This is a genomic window from Arthrobacter sp. CAN_A214 (assembly GCF_015751955.1).
Taxonomy (GTDB): domain Bacteria; phylum Actinomycetota; class Actinomycetes; order Actinomycetales; family Micrococcaceae; genus Arthrobacter_D.
The window spans coordinates 49631-68334 of the sequence record NZ_JADOUU010000009.1 but is presented as its reverse complement, the minus strand read 5'-3'; the positions used below and the strand labels follow the sequence as shown (position 1 = coordinate 68334).

Annotated in this window: 15 protein-coding genes; 6 read left to right on the top strand and 9 right to left on the bottom strand. The window is 65.9% G+C overall.

The annotated features are described in order from the left end of the window. Positions 1-56 precede the first annotated feature (56 nt). Positions 57-806, top strand: coding sequence for a DUF4191 domain-containing protein (locus IWX65_RS09835; RefSeq protein WP_196882489.1), 750 nt, complete (start codon positions 57-59; stop codon positions 804-806). A gap of 82 nt (positions 807-888) precedes the next feature. On the opposite strand, the gene IWX65_RS09830 is transcribed toward IWX65_RS09835, so the two are convergent. Further along, the gene (locus IWX65_RS09830; protein WP_196882488.1) at positions 889-1326 is read right to left on the bottom strand and encodes an RDD family protein; all 438 of its coding nucleotides are present in this window, start codon (positions 1324-1326) and stop codon (positions 889-891) included. Between the two features lie 239 nt (positions 1327-1565). Here IWX65_RS09830 and glnA point away from each other — a divergent pair, with 239 nt between their 5' ends. Beyond that, the gene (gene glnA / locus IWX65_RS09825) at positions 1566-2990 is read left to right on the top strand and encodes a type I glutamate--ammonia ligase (RefSeq protein WP_196882485.1); all 1425 of its coding nucleotides are present in this window, start codon (positions 1566-1568) and stop codon (positions 2988-2990) included. Positions 2991-3366: 376 nt separating this feature from the next. Here the strand turns inward: glnA and IWX65_RS09820 are convergent, their stop codons facing one another. Next, positions 3367-6363, bottom strand: a complete 2997-nt coding sequence (locus IWX65_RS09820; protein WP_196882567.1) for a bifunctional [glutamine synthetase] adenylyltransferase/[glutamine synthetase]-adenylyl-L-tyrosine phosphorylase — start codon at positions 6361-6363, stop codon at positions 3367-3369. 44 nt (positions 6364-6407) lie between these two features. Then, entirely contained in the window at positions 6408-7748 is a 1341-nt protein-coding gene (locus IWX65_RS09815) for a glutamine synthetase family protein (protein ID WP_196882483.1), read from the bottom strand. 178 nt (positions 7749-7926) lie between these two features. Here IWX65_RS09815 and panB point away from each other — a divergent pair, with 178 nt between their 5' ends. Next, positions 7927-8814 (top strand): 3-methyl-2-oxobutanoate hydroxymethyltransferase, encoded by an 888-nt coding sequence (panB, locus tag IWX65_RS09810; RefSeq protein ID WP_196882481.1) that lies wholly within the window; start codon positions 7927-7929, stop codon positions 8812-8814. A 24-nt stretch (positions 8815-8838) separates the two neighbouring features. Here the strand turns inward: panB and IWX65_RS09805 are convergent, their stop codons facing one another. Then, positions 8839-9000 carry an SPOR domain-containing protein gene (locus IWX65_RS09805; RefSeq protein WP_196822563.1) on the bottom strand — a complete coding sequence of 54 codons (162 nt, stop codon included), beginning with the start codon at positions 8998-9000 and terminating at the stop codon, positions 8839-8841. A gap of 58 nt (positions 9001-9058) precedes the next feature. On the opposite strand from IWX65_RS09805, the gene map reads away from it, so the two are divergent. Beyond that, complete coding sequence (gene map, locus IWX65_RS09800; protein ID WP_196882479.1) at positions 9059-9934, top strand: type I methionyl aminopeptidase; 876 nt, start codon at positions 9059-9061, stop codon at positions 9932-9934. Positions 9935-10023: 89 nt separating this feature from the next. After that, entirely contained in the window at positions 10024-10845 is an 822-nt protein-coding gene (gene ppgK / locus IWX65_RS09795; RefSeq protein WP_196882478.1) for a polyphosphate--glucose phosphotransferase, read from the top strand. Positions 10846-10953: 108 nt separating this feature from the next. On the opposite strand, the gene nrdR is transcribed toward ppgK, so the two are convergent. The 3 genes from nrdR to IWX65_RS09780 all read right to left on the bottom strand — a co-directional run bounded on the left by nrdR (position 10954) and on the right by IWX65_RS09780 (position 13484). Then, positions 10954-11451 (bottom strand): transcriptional regulator NrdR, encoded by a 498-nt coding sequence (gene nrdR / locus IWX65_RS09790; protein ID WP_196882475.1) that lies wholly within the window; start codon positions 11449-11451, stop codon positions 10954-10956. A gap of 114 nt (positions 11452-11565) precedes the next feature. Next, the gene (hisD, locus tag IWX65_RS09785; RefSeq protein WP_334683789.1) at positions 11566-12912 is read right to left on the bottom strand and encodes a histidinol dehydrogenase; all 1347 of its coding nucleotides are present in this window, start codon (positions 12910-12912) and stop codon (positions 11566-11568) included. Between the two features lie 41 nt (positions 12913-12953). After that, the gene (locus IWX65_RS09780; protein ID WP_196882473.1) at positions 12954-13484 is read right to left on the bottom strand and encodes a hypothetical protein; all 531 of its coding nucleotides are present in this window, start codon (positions 13482-13484) and stop codon (positions 12954-12956) included. 86 nt (positions 13485-13570) lie between these two features. On the opposite strand from IWX65_RS09780, the gene IWX65_RS09775 reads away from it, so the two are divergent. After that, complete coding sequence (locus IWX65_RS09775) at positions 13571-14086, top strand: flavin reductase family protein (RefSeq protein ID WP_196882470.1); 516 nt, start codon at positions 13571-13573, stop codon at positions 14084-14086. Positions 14087-14216: 130 nt separating this feature from the next. Here the strand turns inward: IWX65_RS09775 and IWX65_RS09770 are convergent, their stop codons facing one another. Together IWX65_RS09770 and dnaE are read right to left on the bottom strand one after the other, a co-directional pair. Further along, the gene (locus IWX65_RS09770) at positions 14217-14960 is read right to left on the bottom strand and encodes a GAF and ANTAR domain-containing protein (protein ID WP_334683788.1); all 744 of its coding nucleotides are present in this window, start codon (positions 14958-14960) and stop codon (positions 14217-14219) included. A gap of 175 nt (positions 14961-15135) precedes the next feature. Then, the gene (gene dnaE, locus IWX65_RS09765; RefSeq protein ID WP_334683787.1) at positions 15136-18675 is read right to left on the bottom strand and encodes a DNA polymerase III subunit alpha; all 3540 of its coding nucleotides are present in this window, start codon (positions 18673-18675) and stop codon (positions 15136-15138) included. Positions 18676-18704: the final 29 nt, after the last annotated feature.

Genomic DNA, 18704 nt, shown 5'->3' with positions numbered 1-18704 from the left:
CGCTGCCAGCGGTACCCGACCGCGAGACCGTGGCCATCGCGTAGGATTGTAGAACTATGTCGCACAGCACTGAGTCCTCCTCCCCCGCGCCTAAACGGCGTCTGTTCTCCCGCAAGCCCAAGGCCGCGAAAGGGCCGAAGAAAACCGGGCGGATGAAGCAGATCGTCGAAGTATTCAAGATGACGCGCCGGAACGACCCCAGTGTCGTGTGGTTCATGCTGCTGGCGTTCGTGGGAATCGTGGCCGTCGGCCTGCTGATCGGCGTGCTGATCCAGAACGTCATCACGCTCCTCCTCATTTCCCTGCCGCTCGCCTTCCTTGCCGCGGTTTTCATCCTCTCGCGGAAAGCAGAACGCGCTGCCTTCTCCCAGATCGAAGGAAAGCCGGGAGCAGCCGGCGCTGCGCTCAGCGTGTTGCGCAGGGGGTGGATCCTCCAGGAGCAGCCGGTTGCGGTCAATCCCCGCACCCAGGATGCGGTGTTCCGCGTCATCGGACGACCGGGAATCATCCTCGTGTCCGAGGGTCCTTCGGCACGCGTCAAGCAGCTCGTGGACGGCGAACGCCGCAAGATGAGCCGGATCGTCCCCAATGTGCGGGTCCATGTCCTCGAGACCGGACGGGATAAGGGGCAGGTGGCCCTTGCCAAGGTTCCGAAAACCATCCAGAAGCTCAAGAAGTCACTCACGAAGCAGGAAGTCCATGCCGTCGACAAGCGGCTCGCCGCACTCGGCACGAAACTTCCGATCCCCAAGGGTGTCGATCCCTTCAAGGCACGGCCGGACCGTAAGGCGATGCGCGGGCGCTAGGGGTCCGTTCTCCAACCAGCGGGCGCCGGGGGTCCCTTCTCGGCCCAGCGAACGCTGGGGGTTCGTTCTCGAACCAGCTGCACTAAATGCGGACGAGCGCCGTTCCGCGTGCCCGATCGTGAAGTCCGCGCTGATCGACGTCGAAGATGAGTGCCGGGACCACCAGGCACACGAGGACCGCGCGGACAGTGGCGGTCGGATATCCCGCCGGCCGGCCGTCGAGGGTCTGCACCTGCATGCGAAATACCCGGTGACCGATGCTGTAGCCGAAGAAGCCCACGAGCAGGACCTGTTCGACGAAAAAGATCAGCAGGGTCGCCAGACCGTCCCAGTTGAAGAACGCGGCAGAAACCAGCGAGCACAATGCCCAGTCAACGGCGATCGCCCCGATCCGTGGTCCCAGCCGCGCGATCGACCCCGGCCCGCCCTGCGGGCGCCCGAGGCGTTGCCCCGGCCATGCGGAGCCGCCCGCAGGTGGTGGGCCGTTCAACCAGGATCCGACATCGTTTCTATTGACCACCCTTCAAGATTACTGCGGGTCGAGGCGCCTGCCGTGCGCCGGAAAGCCGGGCACCTGCGCCATCGGACGCTTTAGGGATAGGCTCGAAGGACACCGAAGTACTCCCACCGGCCAGGAAACGAGCCGGAAACAAAGCCGACACCGGCGGGTAACCGTGCGCGCCTACAGTTGGAACAAGTTGCCGGCAGCACTCCGTGCGGCCCGATCACCCCACAGCCATGCGTAAGGAGCATAAATCGATGTTCAAGAATGCGGACGAAGTCCTCAAATACATCGTTGACGAAGAGGTCAAGTTCGTCGACGTCCGATTCACCGACCTACCCGGGGTGCAGCAGCACTTCAACGTGCCGGCGAAGTCGGTCGACGCTGACTTCTTTGTTCACGGCCAATTGTTCGACGGCTCCTCCATCCGCGGCTTCCAGGGCATCGCCGAGTCGGACATGCAGCTGATCCCGGACGTCACCACCGCGTTCATCGATCCCTTCCGGACCGAGAAGACCCTCGCCCTGAACTTCTCGATCGTCAACCCGCGTACCGGTGATCCTTACCACCGCGACCCGCGCGGCGTGGCGGAACGGGCCGAGGCCTACCTGGCGTCCACCGGCATCGCGGATACCGCCTTCTTCGCCCCCGAGGCTGAATTCTTCATCTTCGACAACGTCCAGTACGAGTCCTCACCGCAGGGCAGCTTCTACAAGGTCGACTCGATCGAAGCGCCCTGGAACAGCGGCCGCGAGGAAATCGGCGGGAACCTCGGCAACAAGACACCGTTCAAGGGCGGCTACTTCCCCGTCTCCCCCGTCGACAAGCAGGCGGACCTTCGCGACGCGATCTGTGTGGAGCTGGACAAGGCGGGCCTTGAGGTCGAGCGCTCGCACCATGAGGTGGGCGGCGCAGGCCAGGCCGAGATCAACTACAAATTCACCACGATGACCCACGCTGCCGACGACCTGCAGAAGTTCAAGTACATCGTCAAGAACGTCTCCGATGCATGGGGCAAGTCGGCCACGTTCATGCCCAAGCCGGTCTTCGGTGATAACGGCTCGGGCATGCACTGCCACCAGTCACTGTGGAGCGACGGTGTTCCGCTCTTCTACGACGAGAAGGGTTACGCCGGCCTCTCCGACATGGCCCGCTGGTATATCGGTGGCCTGTTGAAGCACGCCTCTGCGGTTTTGGCGTTCACCAACCCGACGGTCAACTCGTACCGCCGCCTCGTCAAGGGCTTCGAGGCTCCGGTCAACATGGTCTATTCCCAGGGCAACCGCTCCGCCGGCATCCGCATCCCGATCACCGGTTCCAACCCCAAGGCGAAGCGCATCGAGTTCCGCGCGCCGGACCCCTCCTCCAACCCGTACCTCGCCTTCGCTGCGCAGCTCATGGCCGGGCTGGACGGAATCAAGAACCGCATCGAGCCGGCCGACCCGATCGACAAGGACCTCTACGAGCTTCCTGCCGAAGAGGCCAAGGATATCCAGAAGGCTCCCGGTTCCCTCGAGGAGGCCCTGCTGGCCCTCGAAGCCGACAACGAGTTCCTGCAGGCCGGCGGCGTCTTCACCCAGGACCTGATCGACACCTGGGTGGACTACAAGCGCGAGATGGAGATCCGTCCGCTGTCGCTGCGCCCGAACCCCTACGAGTTCGAGCTGTACTACGGCGTCTGATCCATCGCTTTCCTGCGGAACGGCACCCACCCGCCTGTGGGTTCGAGCGGTCGCTGCAACTCCCGGATTCCGGGGGTTGCAGCGACCGCCTCGTCGTTAAGGTGATTGCTCCCCAGGTCAGGCAGAGGACGGACCGGCTTCCGGGTGCCGCATTACCAGCATTCAAGGAGGCGGACGCCGCGAACCAAGTTCCGTCGACCGGACTGTGCGGCGATGGCCGCCATTGGGCATTTCCCCAGCCTGGCGCCGCAAGACACGCCGATTATCAAGGACCTTTGTCGTCAAGGGCAGGGAATCCGATGCGCCGCCACCAGCGCTGCCGCTCTGGGGCCGGCGAACCACACGCGACCTCCTGGTCGCCCAGCGCAACCTGCCGTCAGTATCCGTAGAAGTGGCGCTCGAATACCGCGCGGCTCCGGCGGGTCAGCTTCAGGTAGTCCTCCTCGAGCCGCGCTCCGCTCTCGGGCCCGTACCCGCACCACCGCGCCACTGCCTCGAGGTCACGACGGGAGGAGGGCAGGAGGTCCGAACTGCGGCCGGTCCAAATGACGTTCGCCGCCCGGATACGGGTGGCAAGGGACCAGCTTCGCCGGAGGGTCTCGAGGTCCTCCCGAGGCAATAGTTCCGCGTTTCCCAGAGCGTCGAGGGCCTCGAGCGTCGACGCCGTCTTCAGGATCGGGACGGCGTGCGTATGCCGGAGCTGCAGGAGCTGGACCAGCCATTCGACGTCGCTCAGGGCCCCGCGACCGAGCTTCAGGTGACGTGATGGATCGGCACCGCGCGGCAGACGCTCCGCTTCCACCCGGGCCTTGATCCGGCGGATCTCCCGAAGGTCCGTATCGGACAACTCGGCGGGATAGCGAATGGGATCGATCAGCGCGAGGAAGTCCAGGGCGAGCGCGTCATCTCCGGCGAGCGGCCGCGCACGAAGCAGTGCCTGGGCCTCCCAGATCAGCGACCACCGCTTGTAGTACTCCCGGAATGATTCCAGTGACCGCACCATCGGCCCCTGCTTGCCCTCCGGCCGCAGGGCGGCGTCGATCTCCAGCACCCGCTCCGCGAGAACGGGCGGCTTGCAGGGCTGGGTCAGAAGCGCCGCGAGCTGCGTGACCACCTTCTCGGCCTGCTGCTGGGCGGCGGCGGCGTCAGCGCCCGGGTGCGGCCGGTGGACGTACATGACGTCGGCGTCGGACCCGTAGGTGATCTCCCGGCCGCCCTGGCGCCCCATGGCCATCACGACGACGTCGGTCACGCGCTCCTCGGTAGTGTAGACGGCCTTTTCCGCGACGTGCAGCGCCCCGAGTACGGCCGCCCGATCGGCATCGGAGAGTGCTCGGCCGACCTCGGGCTGGGTCAGCAGTCCCGCGCTGTCGGCGATCGCGATCCGGAGGAGTTCGCGGCGGCGGATCAGCCGGATGAGCCGCATCGCCTCCAACGGCTCCGGGTGGCGGGACATCTTCGACTGGATTTCCTGCCATTGCGTGTCGAAGCTGTCAGGGGTCAGCTCACTGTCGGACCCGAGCCACTTGGTCGATTCGGGCGAGACCTCGAGCAGGTCGGTGATGAACCGGCTGCTCGAAAGAACAGCGCAGAGCCGTTCAGCGGCGGCTTTCGAGTCCCGCAGCATCCCGAGGTACCAGTGGCTCTCCCCGAGCGACTCGCTGAGCCGCCGGAAGCCCAGCAGTCCGGCGTCGGGATCGACGCCGTCGGCGAACCAGGCCAGCAGGATCGGCAGGAGCTGGCGCTGGAGCACAGCCCGGCGCCGAATTCCGCCGGTAAGGGCCTCGATGTGCCGCATCGCACCCTTCGGATCCGAATAGCCGAGCGCCGCGAGCCGCGCCTGTGCCGCTTCCGGGGTGAGCTGGACATCCTCGGCGCTCAGGTTCGCAGCCGTGTTGAGGAGCGGTCGGTAGAAGATCGAATCGTGCAGGCGCCGGACCAGGCGCTTGGTGCGCTGCCATTTCTCGAGCAGTCCCTGGGCGCTGGGGCGCACGTTCACCAGCGCACCCTCCGACGAACGCGCCAGTGCGCGGAGGGCCGCCTCGTCGTCGTCTTTCGGCATCAGGTGCGTGCGGCGCATCCGGGTCAGCTGAAGGCGGTGCTCGAGGACGCGGAGGTAGCGGTAGGCGTCGTCGAAGTCCATCGCATCCGAGCGCCCGATGTAGCCGCCGGCACTGAGCGCTCTGATGGCGCCCACGGTGTCCCGCACCCGCAGGCTGGTATCGACCCGCCCGTGCACGAGCTGGAGCAGTTGGACGGTGAATTCGATGTCGCGGAGGCCACCGGGCCCCAGCTTGAGCTGTCGGGCCTCCTCGCTGCGAGGGATATTCTCCGTCACCCTCCGCCGCATGGCCCGCACCGCCTCGACGAAGCCGTCGCGCTGGGAGGAAGCCCAGACAAGCGGCGCGATGCCCTCTTCGTAACGGCGGCCCAGCCCAGGGTCACCCGCCACCGCACGGGCTTTCAGGAGCGCCTGGAACTCCCACATCTGCGCCCATCGTGCGTAGTAGCTCAGGTGGGACTCGAGTGTTCGGACCAGCGGACCATCCCGGCCCTCGGGGCGCAGGTTCGCATCGACCTCCCAGAGGGCCGGTTCGACCCCCGGCGAATAAACTCCGCGGGAGATTCCGGACGCGAGGAAGGTGCCGATTCGGGTGGCCTGCGCTTCATCCAGTCCTGGTGCATCGACAACGTAGATGACGTCGACGTCGGAGATGTAGTTCAGCTCACCGGCGCCGCACTTGCCCATCGCAATCACTGCGAGCTGCACCTTCGCGACGTCGTCGGGATCGTGGGTCGAGCCCGCTTCCCGGCGTGCGACAGCGAGGGACGCCTCGAGCGCCGCGGCTGCGAGGTCCGCAAGTTCCCTGCCGACCGAGGGCAGGTGGTCGACAGGTGAGGGAGCCGACAGGTCACGCACGGCCAGGTCCGTCAGGTGCCGCCGGTATGTCATCCGCAGGCGCTGGTGCGCCTCGGTTCCGGTGATTCCCGCTATGGGGTTGTCATCCCCGGGATCGGCTTCGACGGCTTCCAGGAGGGAGGCCCGCAGAGCCCGGTCATCGACCGGCGGCATACGCGCGGTAGGTGGTCGAACGACGTCGAGGTGCTCCGGGTGGCGCATGAGGAACTCGCCGAGTGCCTCGGACGCCCCGAGGAGACGGAACAGTGCGGTGCAGCGCGCGGTGTCTCCCGTGATGAGGGACACCGCTTCCGGGTGGGCGGCCAGCAGCCGGACGCAGGACTGCAGGGCGAGATCGGGACTGGCGGAGGACCCCAGGGCGCCGAACAGGATTTCCTCGTCGATCCCGTCGAGTTCCGGGGCGGCGAGGAAGCGCCTGCTCTGCTCGAGGTCCGCGAACCCGGAGCTGATCAGTTTCCCGTTGGAGCTCGTTCCACCGGCTCCCTGGGCGCGTGCCGTTAGAGGATCCCCAGGTTGCGGCGAAGCTCGTACGGAGTCACCTGGATGCGGTAGTCATGCCACTCGGCACGCTTGTTCCGCAGGAAATTCTCGAAGACCTTCTCCCCCAGGATCTCGGCGACCAGTTCGGATTCCTCCATGGCCCGCGTTGCATCATGGAGGCTGGCAGGAAGGGGGTCGTGGCCCATGGCGCGCCGCTCGGCTGCAGTGAGGCTCCAGACGTCGTCCTCGGCGCCCTGCGGCAGTTCGTACTCCTCCTGGATGCCCTTCAGTCCCGCGCCGAGCAGCACTGAATACGCCAGGTAGGGGTTGCTGGCCGAGTCGATGCCGCGGTACTCGATCCGGGCGGACTGGCCCTTGTTCGGCTTGTACAGGGGTACGCGCACCAGGGCGGAGCGGTTGTTGTGGCCCCAGGAGAGGTAACTGGGAGCTTCTCCCCCGCCCCACAGGCGCTTGTAGGAGTTCACGAACTGGTTGGTGACGGCAGTGAACTCCGGGGCGTGGCGCAGGATCCCCGCGATGAACTGCCGTGCGGTGCGCGAGAGCTGGAACTCGGCTCCTGCCTCGAAGAAAGCGTTGGTGTCGCCCTCGAACAGCGAGAAGTGGGTGTGCATGCCCGAGCCGGGGTGCTCCGAGAACGGTTTCGGCATGAAGGTGGCGTAGCTGTTCTGGGTCAACGCCACTTCCTTGATGATGGTCCGGAACGTCATGATGTTGTCCGCGGTCTGGAGCGCATCGGCATAGCGCAGGTCGATCTCGTTCTGGCCGGGGCCGGCCTCGTGGTGACTGAACTCCACGGAGATGCCCACTGATTCGAGCATGGCGACGGCGGTGCGCCGGAAATCCTGGGCGACACCTCCCGGGACGTGGTCGAAGTAGCCGGCCTGGTCCACCGGGACGGGCTGGCCATCGGGTCCGAGCTCGTCCGATTCAAGGAGGTAGAACTCGATCTCCGGGTGGGTGTAGCAGGTGAACCCCATGTCGGCCGCCGTGGCGAGCGTCTTCTTCAGCACGCCGCGCGGATCGGCCGTGGAGGGCTGCCCGTCGGGGGTCAGGATGTCGCAGAACATCCGTGAAGTCTGTTCCTTGTCGCCGCGCCAGGGCAGGATCTGGAAGGTCGAGGGGTCAGGCTGCGCCAGCATATCCGACTCGAAGACGCGCGCAAGGCCTTCGATCGACGAGCCATCGAACCCGAGGCCCTCCTCGAACGCACCCTCGACCTCAGCCGGGGCCAGCGCCACGGACTTCAGTGAACCGACGACGTCGGTGAACCACAGCCGGACAAAGCGCACGTCCCGCTCCTCGATGGTGCGCAGTACAAATTCCTGCTGCCGATCCATGAACAACCCACTTTTCTGCCGCTTCCACGGCGCTTCGATCCAATCTTCACTCTAGCGACAGCGGACAGCGAATCCCCTCCACCGGACCGGACCATTATGACGCCCGGATGTTACGGCGGGGTAACCTGCCTGGAATGCAGGAACCTTACCGTTCCAGTCCTCCGCTAGGCTCTCGACTATGACCTCCGCCGAGAACTCCGCCGAGATTCCAGCGCCGTACGGCGTGGGCGATGCCGCGCCGTCCGCTGATCCGCAGCAAACCACGTCCGGTCCCCGAAGAATCCGCACCCATCACCTTCAGCAGGCGAAGGCCGAGGGCAGGCGGTTCGCGATGCTCACTGCCTATGACCAGTACGCCGCCCAGCTCTTCGACGAGGCCGGAATCGAGGTGCTGCTCGTCGGGGATTCGGCGGCCAACAACGTGCTGGGGCACACCACCACGCTGCCGATCACCCTGGATGAGATGATCCTTTTCTCCCGGGCCGTCAGCACCGCAGCCAGGCACGCGCTGGTGGTCGCAGACCTTCCCTTCGGCAGCTACGAAGTCTCCCCCGAACAGGCGGTGCAGTCCGCCGTCCGGCTCCTCAAGGAGGGCCTCGTCCACGCGGTCAAGATGGAGGGCGGCGCCGAGTACGCCGAAACGGTGCGGGCGCTGGTCAAGGCAGGCATCCCCGTCATGGCCCACATCGGCTTCACCCCGCAGAGCGAGCATGCGCTCGGCGGCTACCGGGTGCAGGGCCGCGGCGATGCTTCCCAGCGGATCCTCGACGACGCCGTCACGCTCGCCGAGGCCGGAGCGTTCAGCATCCTCATGGAGATGGTGCCGGCACAGGCGGCGGCCGACGTCGACGCCGTCGTGCCGGTGCCCACGATCGGTATCGGCGCGGGAGCATCCACCACCGGCCAGGTGCTGGTGTGGCAGGATATGGCCGGTCTCCGCGGCGGAAAGCAGGCACGGTTCGTGAAGCAGTATGCCGATCTCCGGAGCGTCCTCTCCAGCGCCGCACGGACCTATGCCGAGGAGGTCCGGTCCGGTGTTTTCCCCGGCCCGGAGCACTCCTTCTAGCTGCTCGGTCCCTTTCACGGAAGTTCAGTCGTCTTCGGCGTCCCACGCCTTGTTCCGCTGCTCAACCTTCTCGAGTGCCTTCTCCGCCTCTGCCCGCGTTTCATAGGGGCCGATGAGCTGTGACCAGTCGGACTGCGCGTCGACCTCCACCTCGTGGGTGCGGACGTTGAACCAGTATTCGCTCATGTTGCTCCTTGGACGTATTTCGCTTCGTCATGCCGGCCTCGCCTATAGGATCAAGGGTATGCCTTCCTCTGCAGCTGCACCCGCTGGAATCCTTGAACGCGGCACCGTGAGCCCCCAGCGGCCCGTGCCGAAGGACATCGTCCGTCCCGAATATGTGGGACGCACCGCTCCAGCGAAATTCACGGGTTCCGAGGTCAAAAGCGCTGGAACCATCGAAAGGATCCGGCGCGCCAGCAAGGTCGCCGCGCAGGCCATCGTGGAAGTCGGAGCACACGCGGTACCGGGAGTCACCACCGACGAATTGGACCGGGTGGGGCACGAGTTCCTCCTCGACCACGGCGCGTACCCCTCCACGCTCGGGTACCGCGGATTCCCGAAGTCCCTGTGTTCGTCCTTGAACGAGGTGATCTGCCACGGCATCCCCGACTCCACGGTGGTGCGGGACGGTGACATCCTCAACATTGACATCACCGCCTACCTCGACGGGGTGCATGGTGACACCAATTACACCTTCCTCATCGGCGACGTCGATGAGGAGTCCCGGCTCCTGGTCGAGCGCACGCAGGAGTCGCTCAACCGGGCCATCCGCGCGGTGGCGCCGGGGCGTGAAATAAATGTCATAGGCCGCGCCATCGAGTCCTACGCGCGCCGGTTCGGTTATGGTGTTGTGCGTGACTTCACCGGGCACGGGGTCGGCGAGGCGTTCCACACGGGGCTGATCATCCCCCACTACGACGCCGCGCCCGCCTACAACCGCGTCATCGAGCCCGGAATGGTGTTCACCATCGAACCGATGCTCACGCTCGGCACCATCGAGTGGGACATGTGGCCGGACGACTGGACCGTCGTCACGAAGGACCGCAAGCGCACCGCGCAATTCGAGCACACTTTGCTGGTGACCGACCGCGGCGCAGAAATCCTGACCAAGCCCTAGTAGCCACTCCCGGCTCCGTTCCCTCAGCCCGACCCCGCAGTCCGACGAATCCCCTCGGCCCACAACCGACTACCGACCTCTGGAGAATAATGCCCAAGGACACCGAGAAGAAAAAACCCGGCAAGAAGACGATGCCCGCCACCGTCATCGGTGTCGACATCGGAGGCACGGGCATCAAGGGCGGCATCGTCAACCTTGAAAAGGGCGTGGTCGTGGGGGAACGCTTCCGCATTCCGACGCCGAAGCCCTCCACACCCGAGGCCGTGGCCGCTGTTGTGGCCGAGATTGTGAAGGAACTCAGCTCACGGCCGGAAGGGCCGTCGGAGGACGTGCCTGTCGGAGTGACCTTCCCCGCCATCATCCAGCACGGAGTGGCGCGCTCGGCGGCGAACGTCGACAAGAGCTGGGTCGACACCGACGTTGATGCCCTCTTCACGAGGGTCCTCGGGCGGGATGTGCACGTGATCAACGACGCCGACGCCGCCGGTCTCGCCGAGGTCCGCTACGGCGCGGGCAAGGGCAAGCTGGGCACGGTCCTGGTCATCACGCTGGGCACCGGGATCGGCTCCGCGTTCATCTTCGACGGCCGGCTCGTCCCCAACGTGGAACTCGGCCACCTCGAAATCGACGGCCATGATGCCGAGACCAAGGCGTCGGCCGTCGCCCGCGAGCGTGACGGCATCGGATGGGACGAATACACAGTCCGGCTCCAGCGGTACTTCTCGCATGTCGAGTTCCTGTTTTCCCCGGAGCTGATCATCGTCGGCGGGGGAATCTCCAAACGCAGCGCGGATTACCTGCCGGGTCTGAACCTCCGCACTCCGATCATCCCGGCGCAGCTCAAGAACCAGGCGGGAATCGTGGGCGGAGCGTTGCAGGCCGCCATTCTGCTGGAACCGAGAAGGATCTAGCACCAGGGGTGCTGCTGCTGCCGGCCGCGCCGGCGGGAATTCCCTGCAGGGGGCCTTCGAGGTTCGATCCGCTTCCACCGCTTGCGGAGGAGACGGATCAACTGACGCCTATCGCGCCGTCAGCGGCCGCTGCGCGCCTGTGGGAACCCGCTGACTCTCCTGCGACTGATGGCGGAGGAGGGAAATGGCTTCGTCGAAATCCTCGAGGGATTCGAATCCCTGGTAGACGCTTGCGAAGCGGAGATAGGCGATCTGGTCGAGTTTGCGGAGCGGGCCGAGAATTGCGAGGCCGACCTCGTGGGCATCGATCTCCGCGACACCGCTGGCGCGTACCGTTTCCTCGACCTCCTGCGCCAGGAGCGCGAGGTCGTCCTCGGTGACGGGCCGGCCCTGGCATGCCTTGCGGACGCCATTGATGATCTTGCCCCTGCTGAAAGGCTCTCCTGCTCCGGATCGTTTGACGACACTCAGGCTCGTGGTTTCCACAGTGGTGAAACGCCGCGCACACTGAGGACACTGACGCCGACGCCGGATCGCCGAGCCGTCGTCGGCCAGGCGACTGTCGACCACGCGCGAGTCAGCATTACGGCAGTAGGGACAATACATGTGCCATGCCTGCTTTCCTCTGGCTGGTCGCGCTGGTCAGTCGTATCAAGTCAAGTGTAGGACTACATCTGGTGAAACTACAAGGCTGCAATTACTACATCTGGTACCATCCGCTCAGAAGCGGGCCTCGACCGCTTCACCGTGGGCAGGCAGATTCTCCGCGGAGGAAAGTGCCGCAATGTGCTGCCGGACCTCCTGCAGTGCGTCCTTGCTGTAGGAAACGAACTGCACCATCCGCAGGAATGTCGTCACGTTCAGCCCCGACGCGAACGCCGCCGTTCCCCCTGTCGGCAGTACGTGATTGGAGCCTGCGCAATAGTCCCCGAGGCTGACGGGTGTGTACTTCCCGACGAAGACGGCCCCGGCGCTGCGGATACGGGCGGCAATCTCCTCGGCGTCGGCGGTCTGGATTTCCAGGTGTTCAGCCGCATAGGCGTTGCACACCCGTACGCCGTGTTCCATGTCCTCCACCAGGATGGTTCCGGATTGCGGACCGGCCAGCGCAGTGCGGACCCGCTCCGAATGCTCCGTTGCGGAACTGCGGGTGGACAGCTCGCGGCGCACGGACTCGGCGAGCGCGGGGGAATCGGTGATGAGGACCGAGGCCGCATCCGGATCGTGCTCGGCCTGGCTGACGAGGTCGGCAGCAACGAGTGCGGGGTCCGCTGTGTCATCGGCGAGCACGGCGATCTCGGTGGTGCCGGCCTCGGAATCGATGCCCACCACTGACCTCACCAGCCGCTTGGCGGTCGCGACGAAGATGTTTCCGGGACCGGTGATGACGTTGACCGGTTCGATGCCAGGGCCGGCGTCGGACCCGGCGATGCCGTAGGCCAGGGCAGCCACGGCCTGGGCGCCGCCGATCGCATAAACCTCATCGATGCCGAGCATTGCCGCCGCGGCGAGGATGACCGGGTGCGGCCAACCGCCGAATTCCTTCTGCGGGGGCGAGGCCAGAGCGAGCGATGCCACGCCGGCGGCCTGCGCCGGCACTACGTTCATGACCACCGAGGACGGGTAGACGGCGAGCCCTCCCGGCACGTAGAGCCCCACGCGGTCGACCGCCACCCACCGGGAGGTGAGGCGGGCGCCTTCGCTGATCTCGACGTCGACGTCGGCAGGTTTCTGCGCGACGGTGAACACCCTCGCCCGCGCGATCGACTCCTCCAGCGCGGCTCGCACGGCGGGATCCAGGGACTGCAGCGCACTGTCGATCACGGCACCGGGCACGCGGGGATGGAGCTGCTCGACGCCGTCGAACCGGGCGGCGAGGTCGGTCAGGGCAGCGAGCCCGCGAGCACGGACGTCGCTGATGATCCCCGCGACCACGGTCTCCGAGGAATGCTCGCTGGGCGCGGCGCGTGGCATGGCACGCCGGAGTTGGCCCGGGGAGAGGTCGGTACCGCGCAGGTCGAGGGTGCGGAAGACGTCCCCCGCTGGAGCATTGCTGGTTGAAGTCACGCCGAAAGTCTACCGGCGGCGCTCACCATTCCCGCAGCCGGTCATCCGCGCCGGGTGCGCGCCAGTGAGGACAGGGAAACGACGAAAATGACCAGGGCCACGGTGGCCGGCCAGATCGCGGCGGCGCCCGGTGAATGCAGCAGGAACTCCGAGCCCGGCGAGTCCTCAGTACCGTGCGGACCGAACAGCAGAGCTAGCCCCTCTCCCACCAGCACGGCAGCCAGCGACCCCAGAGCCGAGCCGGCCACGACAGTCACCACGCGGGGAACCAGCCCCGGCGCATCCATGCGGGCTGCGACGATCCCGCCGAGAACGAGGCCGGCGACCAGCCCCAGGGCGGCCAGGGTCAGGTCCCGCAGCAGCCAGGTCGAGGGCTGAAGCTCATCGCCGTACAGGAACCCAGCCGGGGCACCAAGCCACCATGCCACACCCATGGCCACGCCGACGAGCAGGGTGATGCCGGCCCACCACAGGACTCCGGCGGGCGGAACTGTGGTGCGGTCCTCGGGCACCGCGTACACCGGAGGCGGATACGGGGAAGCCCCGGTGACGGGCTGCTGGCGTGGACGCATGACTTCTACATTAACAAAATGCAGGAGGGTCCCAGGACCGGCCTATCGTGGAAGGTGTGTTTCAACCGCAACCTCGGAGGTAATTCGTGACCGACCATCCAGGCGCGGTCAGCGCCACTGCCCTCCAGTCCCCGTTCCGCGAGGTCTTCCGCCGCCACGCGGCCGGTGTCGCCATCATCACCGCGACCTATGAGGGACGCCCCTTCGGGTTCACCGCAACATCTGTCGCCTCCCTCTCGGCCGATCCCCCGCGGTTCAGCTTCAATATGGCGCGAACGTCCTCCTCCTGGCCGGCCGTCGCCAACACGAACTTCGTCGGCGTCCACATGATGAGTACCGACAACGAGGCATTGGCCGAGCGCTTCGCACGGTCGAAGGACCGCTTCAGCGGGGACGACTGGTCGTCCGGCCCGCACTCGGTGCCCCTGCTCCACGGCGTGGCGGGCTGGCTCATCGGCCGAATCAGCATGAGGCTCTCCTTCGAGAACAACGCCGTGGTGGTGGCCGAAGTGGTGGCCGGCGACACAGGGCCCGACGGCGCACCCCTGCTGTATCACGGCGGGAGCTACGGGACGCCCGCTGCAACCGACTACGTGATCTAGGCTCCATACGCGAGGGACTGTCCACCTGGCTTCGGACCGGTCCATTCCCTCCCGTCCGGTCCGGTACCCGTCACCGGGTGCGGCCGGGGAGTATCTCCTCGTGACGTTTCGGCGGACGGCTCGCTACCGGTCATCCGTCGAAGTGGGTCTGCGGCACTTCCTGCCCGAGGGACTCGATGACGGCAGCGGCCACCTGGTGGAGCTTCCTGTTCCGTCCGTTGGACGCGGCTTTGAGGATGGTCATCGCGGTGTCATGGCTGCAGCGGTTCTGTCCCATGATGATGCCTGCGGCTATGTCGATGGTCGTCCGTGAACTTATCGCGGCCCTGAGGTTATCTCCGGTCTCGGTCAGCTGCGCTAGACGTACTGCCATGCGGAGCGACTTCGATGCCTCCCGCGCCAGTTCTTCGGCAGCAGCGATGCCCGCCGGGCCGAAGGCATGGGCTGTCTCGGCGTACAGGTCGAGCCCTGCATCAGCGTCCCCATCGAGCGGAATCGGGACCCCCAGTGCCGAAAGGATCCCATGGTCCGCGATCGCCTCGGTGTACCGGCCGAACCTGGTCTCCGTCCGGAAATCCGCAACGGTGTAGGTCTTCCCTTCGCGGGCTGCACGCAGGCACGGCCCGTCGTCGAAAGCGTACTGCACCTCGTCCATCTTCCTCGCGTGCTCGCTGCTGGTGGCGACCGTCCCCTTGGCCCTTGGACGGAGCAGCGTGACTCCACAGAGCACCTCGCTACCCGGGGAAGACAGTCTGTCGGCAGCAAGCTTCGCCAATCCCGTCAGGAATTCCTCGACGTCGGAGCTTTCGAGCACCATGTCCTGCATCATCCCCGGCAGGGATACGTTCTCTACGGTCGATTTCTTCTCGGACACCTATCCCACTTTCCGGCCCTCGCCATCGGCCCGCCGGACGGCAGGGTGACGTTGGGCATCGGTCGCCTCAACCGGACGATCAAGGTAACGCTACCGGTCGGAACGGGCCCACGGGAACCCTCTTGGCTGCAACGGCGACCCTCGCGGCCCGGCTGTCCCCGAACGGCCGTCCCGGTCAGGCGTCGAGGCAGGCGGGACCGAGAAGCACCTTCAGGTCCCCGAACAACCCGGGCGTCGGGCTGACCCGCAGGTCGACACCGAGCTTCATCACCTCGATCTTGCGCGAGCCGCTCAGGCGGATCAGCACCTCGCTGGTGCCGGGGTGGGTCCGCAGCACGTCGCCAAGGGCGCTCACCGCCGCCTCGGTGGCCTTGTGCTGGTTCATGGAGATCACCACCGGCCCTGAATGGCCCTCGCTGAGGTCGGGAACGCTGAGCTCCTGGGCGTTCAGCATGACGGCGCCGTCGTCCCTGCGCTGCAACCGCCCTCGGACCACCACGATGAGGTCCTCGGCGAGCACCGCCGAGATGGGCCCGTAGACCTGCCCGAAGAACATCACCTCCATCGAACCGGCGAGGTCCTCCACTTCCGCTCGGGCATAGGCATTGCCGCTGTTCTTGGCGATCCTGCGCTGCAGTGAGGTGATCATGCCGGCAATGGTGACGATGGCGCCGTCGGCCGGTCCCTCATCGCTGATGATCGAGGTGATAGAGGAGTCGGCGTGCTGGCTGAGGATGCCCTCGAGTCCCTGCAGCGGGTGGTCCGAGACGTAGAGCCCCAGCATGTCCCGCTCGAAGGACAGCTTGTCCTTCTTCTCCCATTCAGGCAGGTCGGGTACCTCCACCGCCAGCCCGCTTCCGGCAGCCGGATCGTCGAAGGCGCTGAACAGATCGAACTGGTTGGCCGCCTCGTTGCGCTTGAGGACGATCACCGAGTCCACCGCCTCCTCATGGATCATCGCCAGCGCACGCCGGGGGTGCTTGAGGGAATCGAAGGCGCCGGCCTTGATCAGCGATTCGATGGTCCGCTTGTTGCAAACGACGGCGGGCACCTTCTGCAGGAAGTCGCTGAAGGAGGTGAAGGCACCCTTCTCCTCCCGGGCCCCGACCATCGCGCCCACCACGTTGGCACCGACATTGCGGATGGCGCCCATGCCGAAGCGGATGTCCTTGCCGACCGGGGTGAAGTTCACGCTCGATTCATTGACGTCGGGCGGCAGGACGGTGATGCCCATGCGGCGGCACTCATTGAGGTAGATCGCCAGCTTGTCCTTGTCGTCGCCCACGCTGGTGAGGAGGGCGGCCATGTATTCGGCCGGGTAATGCGCCTTGAGGTACGCCGTCCAGTAGGAGATGAGCCCGTAGGCGGCGGTGTGCGCCTTGTTGAACGCGTAGTCCGAGAAGGATTCGAGGACGATCCAGAGCTTGTCCATCGCGGCCTGCGAGTAGCCGTTCTCCTTCATGCCGGAGAAGAAGTCGGCCTGCTGCTTGTCGAGCTCGGACTTCTTCTTCTTGCCCATGGCCCGGCGGAGCATGTCCGCCTGGCCGAGGCTGAAGTTGGCAAGCTTCTGGGCCGCGGACATCACCTGCTCCTGGTACACGATCAGGCCGTAGGTCCCACCGAGGATCTCCTCGAGGGGGCCCTCGAGCTCGGGGTGGATGGGCTCGATCTCCTGCAGCCCGTTCTTGCGGAGTGCGTAGTTGGTGTGGGAGTTCACTCCCATCGGTCCCGGACGGTACAGGGCAAGCACCGCTGAGATGTCCTCGAAGTTGTCGGGGCGCATGAGTTTCAGGAGCGCCCGCATCGGTCCGCCGTCGAGCTGGAAGACACCGAGGGTGTCGCCGCGCGCCAGGAGCTCATAGGACGCCTTGTCGTCGAGCTCGAGGTCCTCCAGCACCAGGTCGGTGTCCTTGTTGGCCTTGATGTTCTCGACGGCGTCGGTGATGATCGTGAGGTTGCGGAGCCCCAGGAAGTCCATCTTGATGAGTCCGAGCCCCTCGCAGGTGGGGTAGTCGAACTGCGTGATGATCTGGCCGTCCTGGTCACGGCGCATGATCGGGATGATGTCGATCAGCGGATCCGAGGACATGATGACCCCGGCGGCGTGCACACCCCACTGGCGCTTCAGCCCCTCGAGTCCGAGTGCCGTCTCGAACACCTTGGCCGACTCGGGGTCGGTCTTCAGCAGTTCACGCAGCTCCTCGGCTTCGGAATGGCGCTTGGCGTCCTTGTTGTGGACGTCGGCAAGCGCAAGGCCCTTGCCCATGACGTCGGGCGGCATGGCCTTCGTGAGGCGCTCGCCGGTGGAGAAGGGGTAGCCCATGACGCGGGAGGAATCCTTCAGCGCCTGCTTGGCCTTGATGGTGCCGTAGGTGACGATCATGGCCACGCGTTCATCGCCGTACTTGTCGCTGACGTAGCGGATCACCTCGGAGCGGCGCCGATCATCGAAGTCGACGTCGAAGTCGGGCATCGAGACACGTTCCGGGTTGAGGAAGCGCTCGAAGATCAGGCCGTGCTTGAGCGGGTCGAGGTCGGTGATGCGCATGGCGTAGGCCACCATGGAGCCGGCTCCGGACCCGCGCCCGGGGCCCACCCGGATGCCGTTGTCCTTGGCCCAGTTGATGAAGTCGGCCACCACAAGGAAGTAGCCGGGGAATCCCATCTGGGTGATGACACCCACCTCGAACTCGGCCTGCTTCCGTACGTCATCGGGAATCCCGGCGGGGTACCGGTACGCCAGGCCCGTCTCGACTTCCTTGACGAACCAGGACTGCTCGTTCTCCCCCTCCGGCACCGGGAACCGCGGCATGTAGTTGGCCTTGGTGTTGAACTCGACATCGCACCGCTCAGCGATGAGGAGGGTGTTGTCGCACGCCTCCGGGTAGTCACGGAAGATGGCCCGCATCTCGGCCGGGGACTTGAGGTAGAACTCGTCGGCGTCGAACTTGAAGCGCTTGGGATCGGCGAGGGTCGAGCCCGACTGGACGCACAGGAGGGCGGCGTGGGCCTTGGAGTCCTCTGCGTGGGTGTAGTGGAGGTCGTTCGTGGCCACGAGCGGCAGTCCGAGCTCGGAGGCCAGCCGAATGAGGTCGGTCTTGACCCTCCGCTCGATGTCCAGTCCGTGGTCCATCAGCTCGCAGAAGTAGTTCTCCGCCCCGAAGATGTCCCGGAAGTCGGACGCGGCCTGTTTGGCCTCGTTGTACAGGCCGAGCCGCAGTTTGGTCTGGACCTCCCCGGAGGGGCATCCGGTGGTGGCTATGAGTCCCTTGCCGTAGGTCTGCAGCAGGTCGCGGTCCATACGCGGCTTGTAGAGGTAACCCTCGAGGGAGGCCAGCGAGGACATGCGGAACAGGTTGTGCATGCCCTCGGTCGACTCGGACCAGAGCGTCATGTGGGTATAGGCACCGGCACCGGAGACGTCGTCGCGCCCTCCCCCGCCCCACTGGACGCGGGTCCGGTCCGCACGTGCGGTGCCGGGCGTCAGGTAGGCCTCGACCCCGATGATGGGCTTGATACCGGCCGTGCGGGCCTTGCTCCAGAAGTCGAACGCCCCGAAGACGAATCCGTGGTCGGTGGTCGCGAGGGCACTCATGCCCAGTTCCTCGGTGTGGCTGAACAGGTCGGTCAGCCGAGCGGCGCCGTCGAGCATCGAGTACTCGGTGTGATTGTGAAGATGGACGAAGGATGCATTTGCTGCCGCTGCTGAAACCACCTGCCTATTCTAGGCCAGAGGGCGCCGGT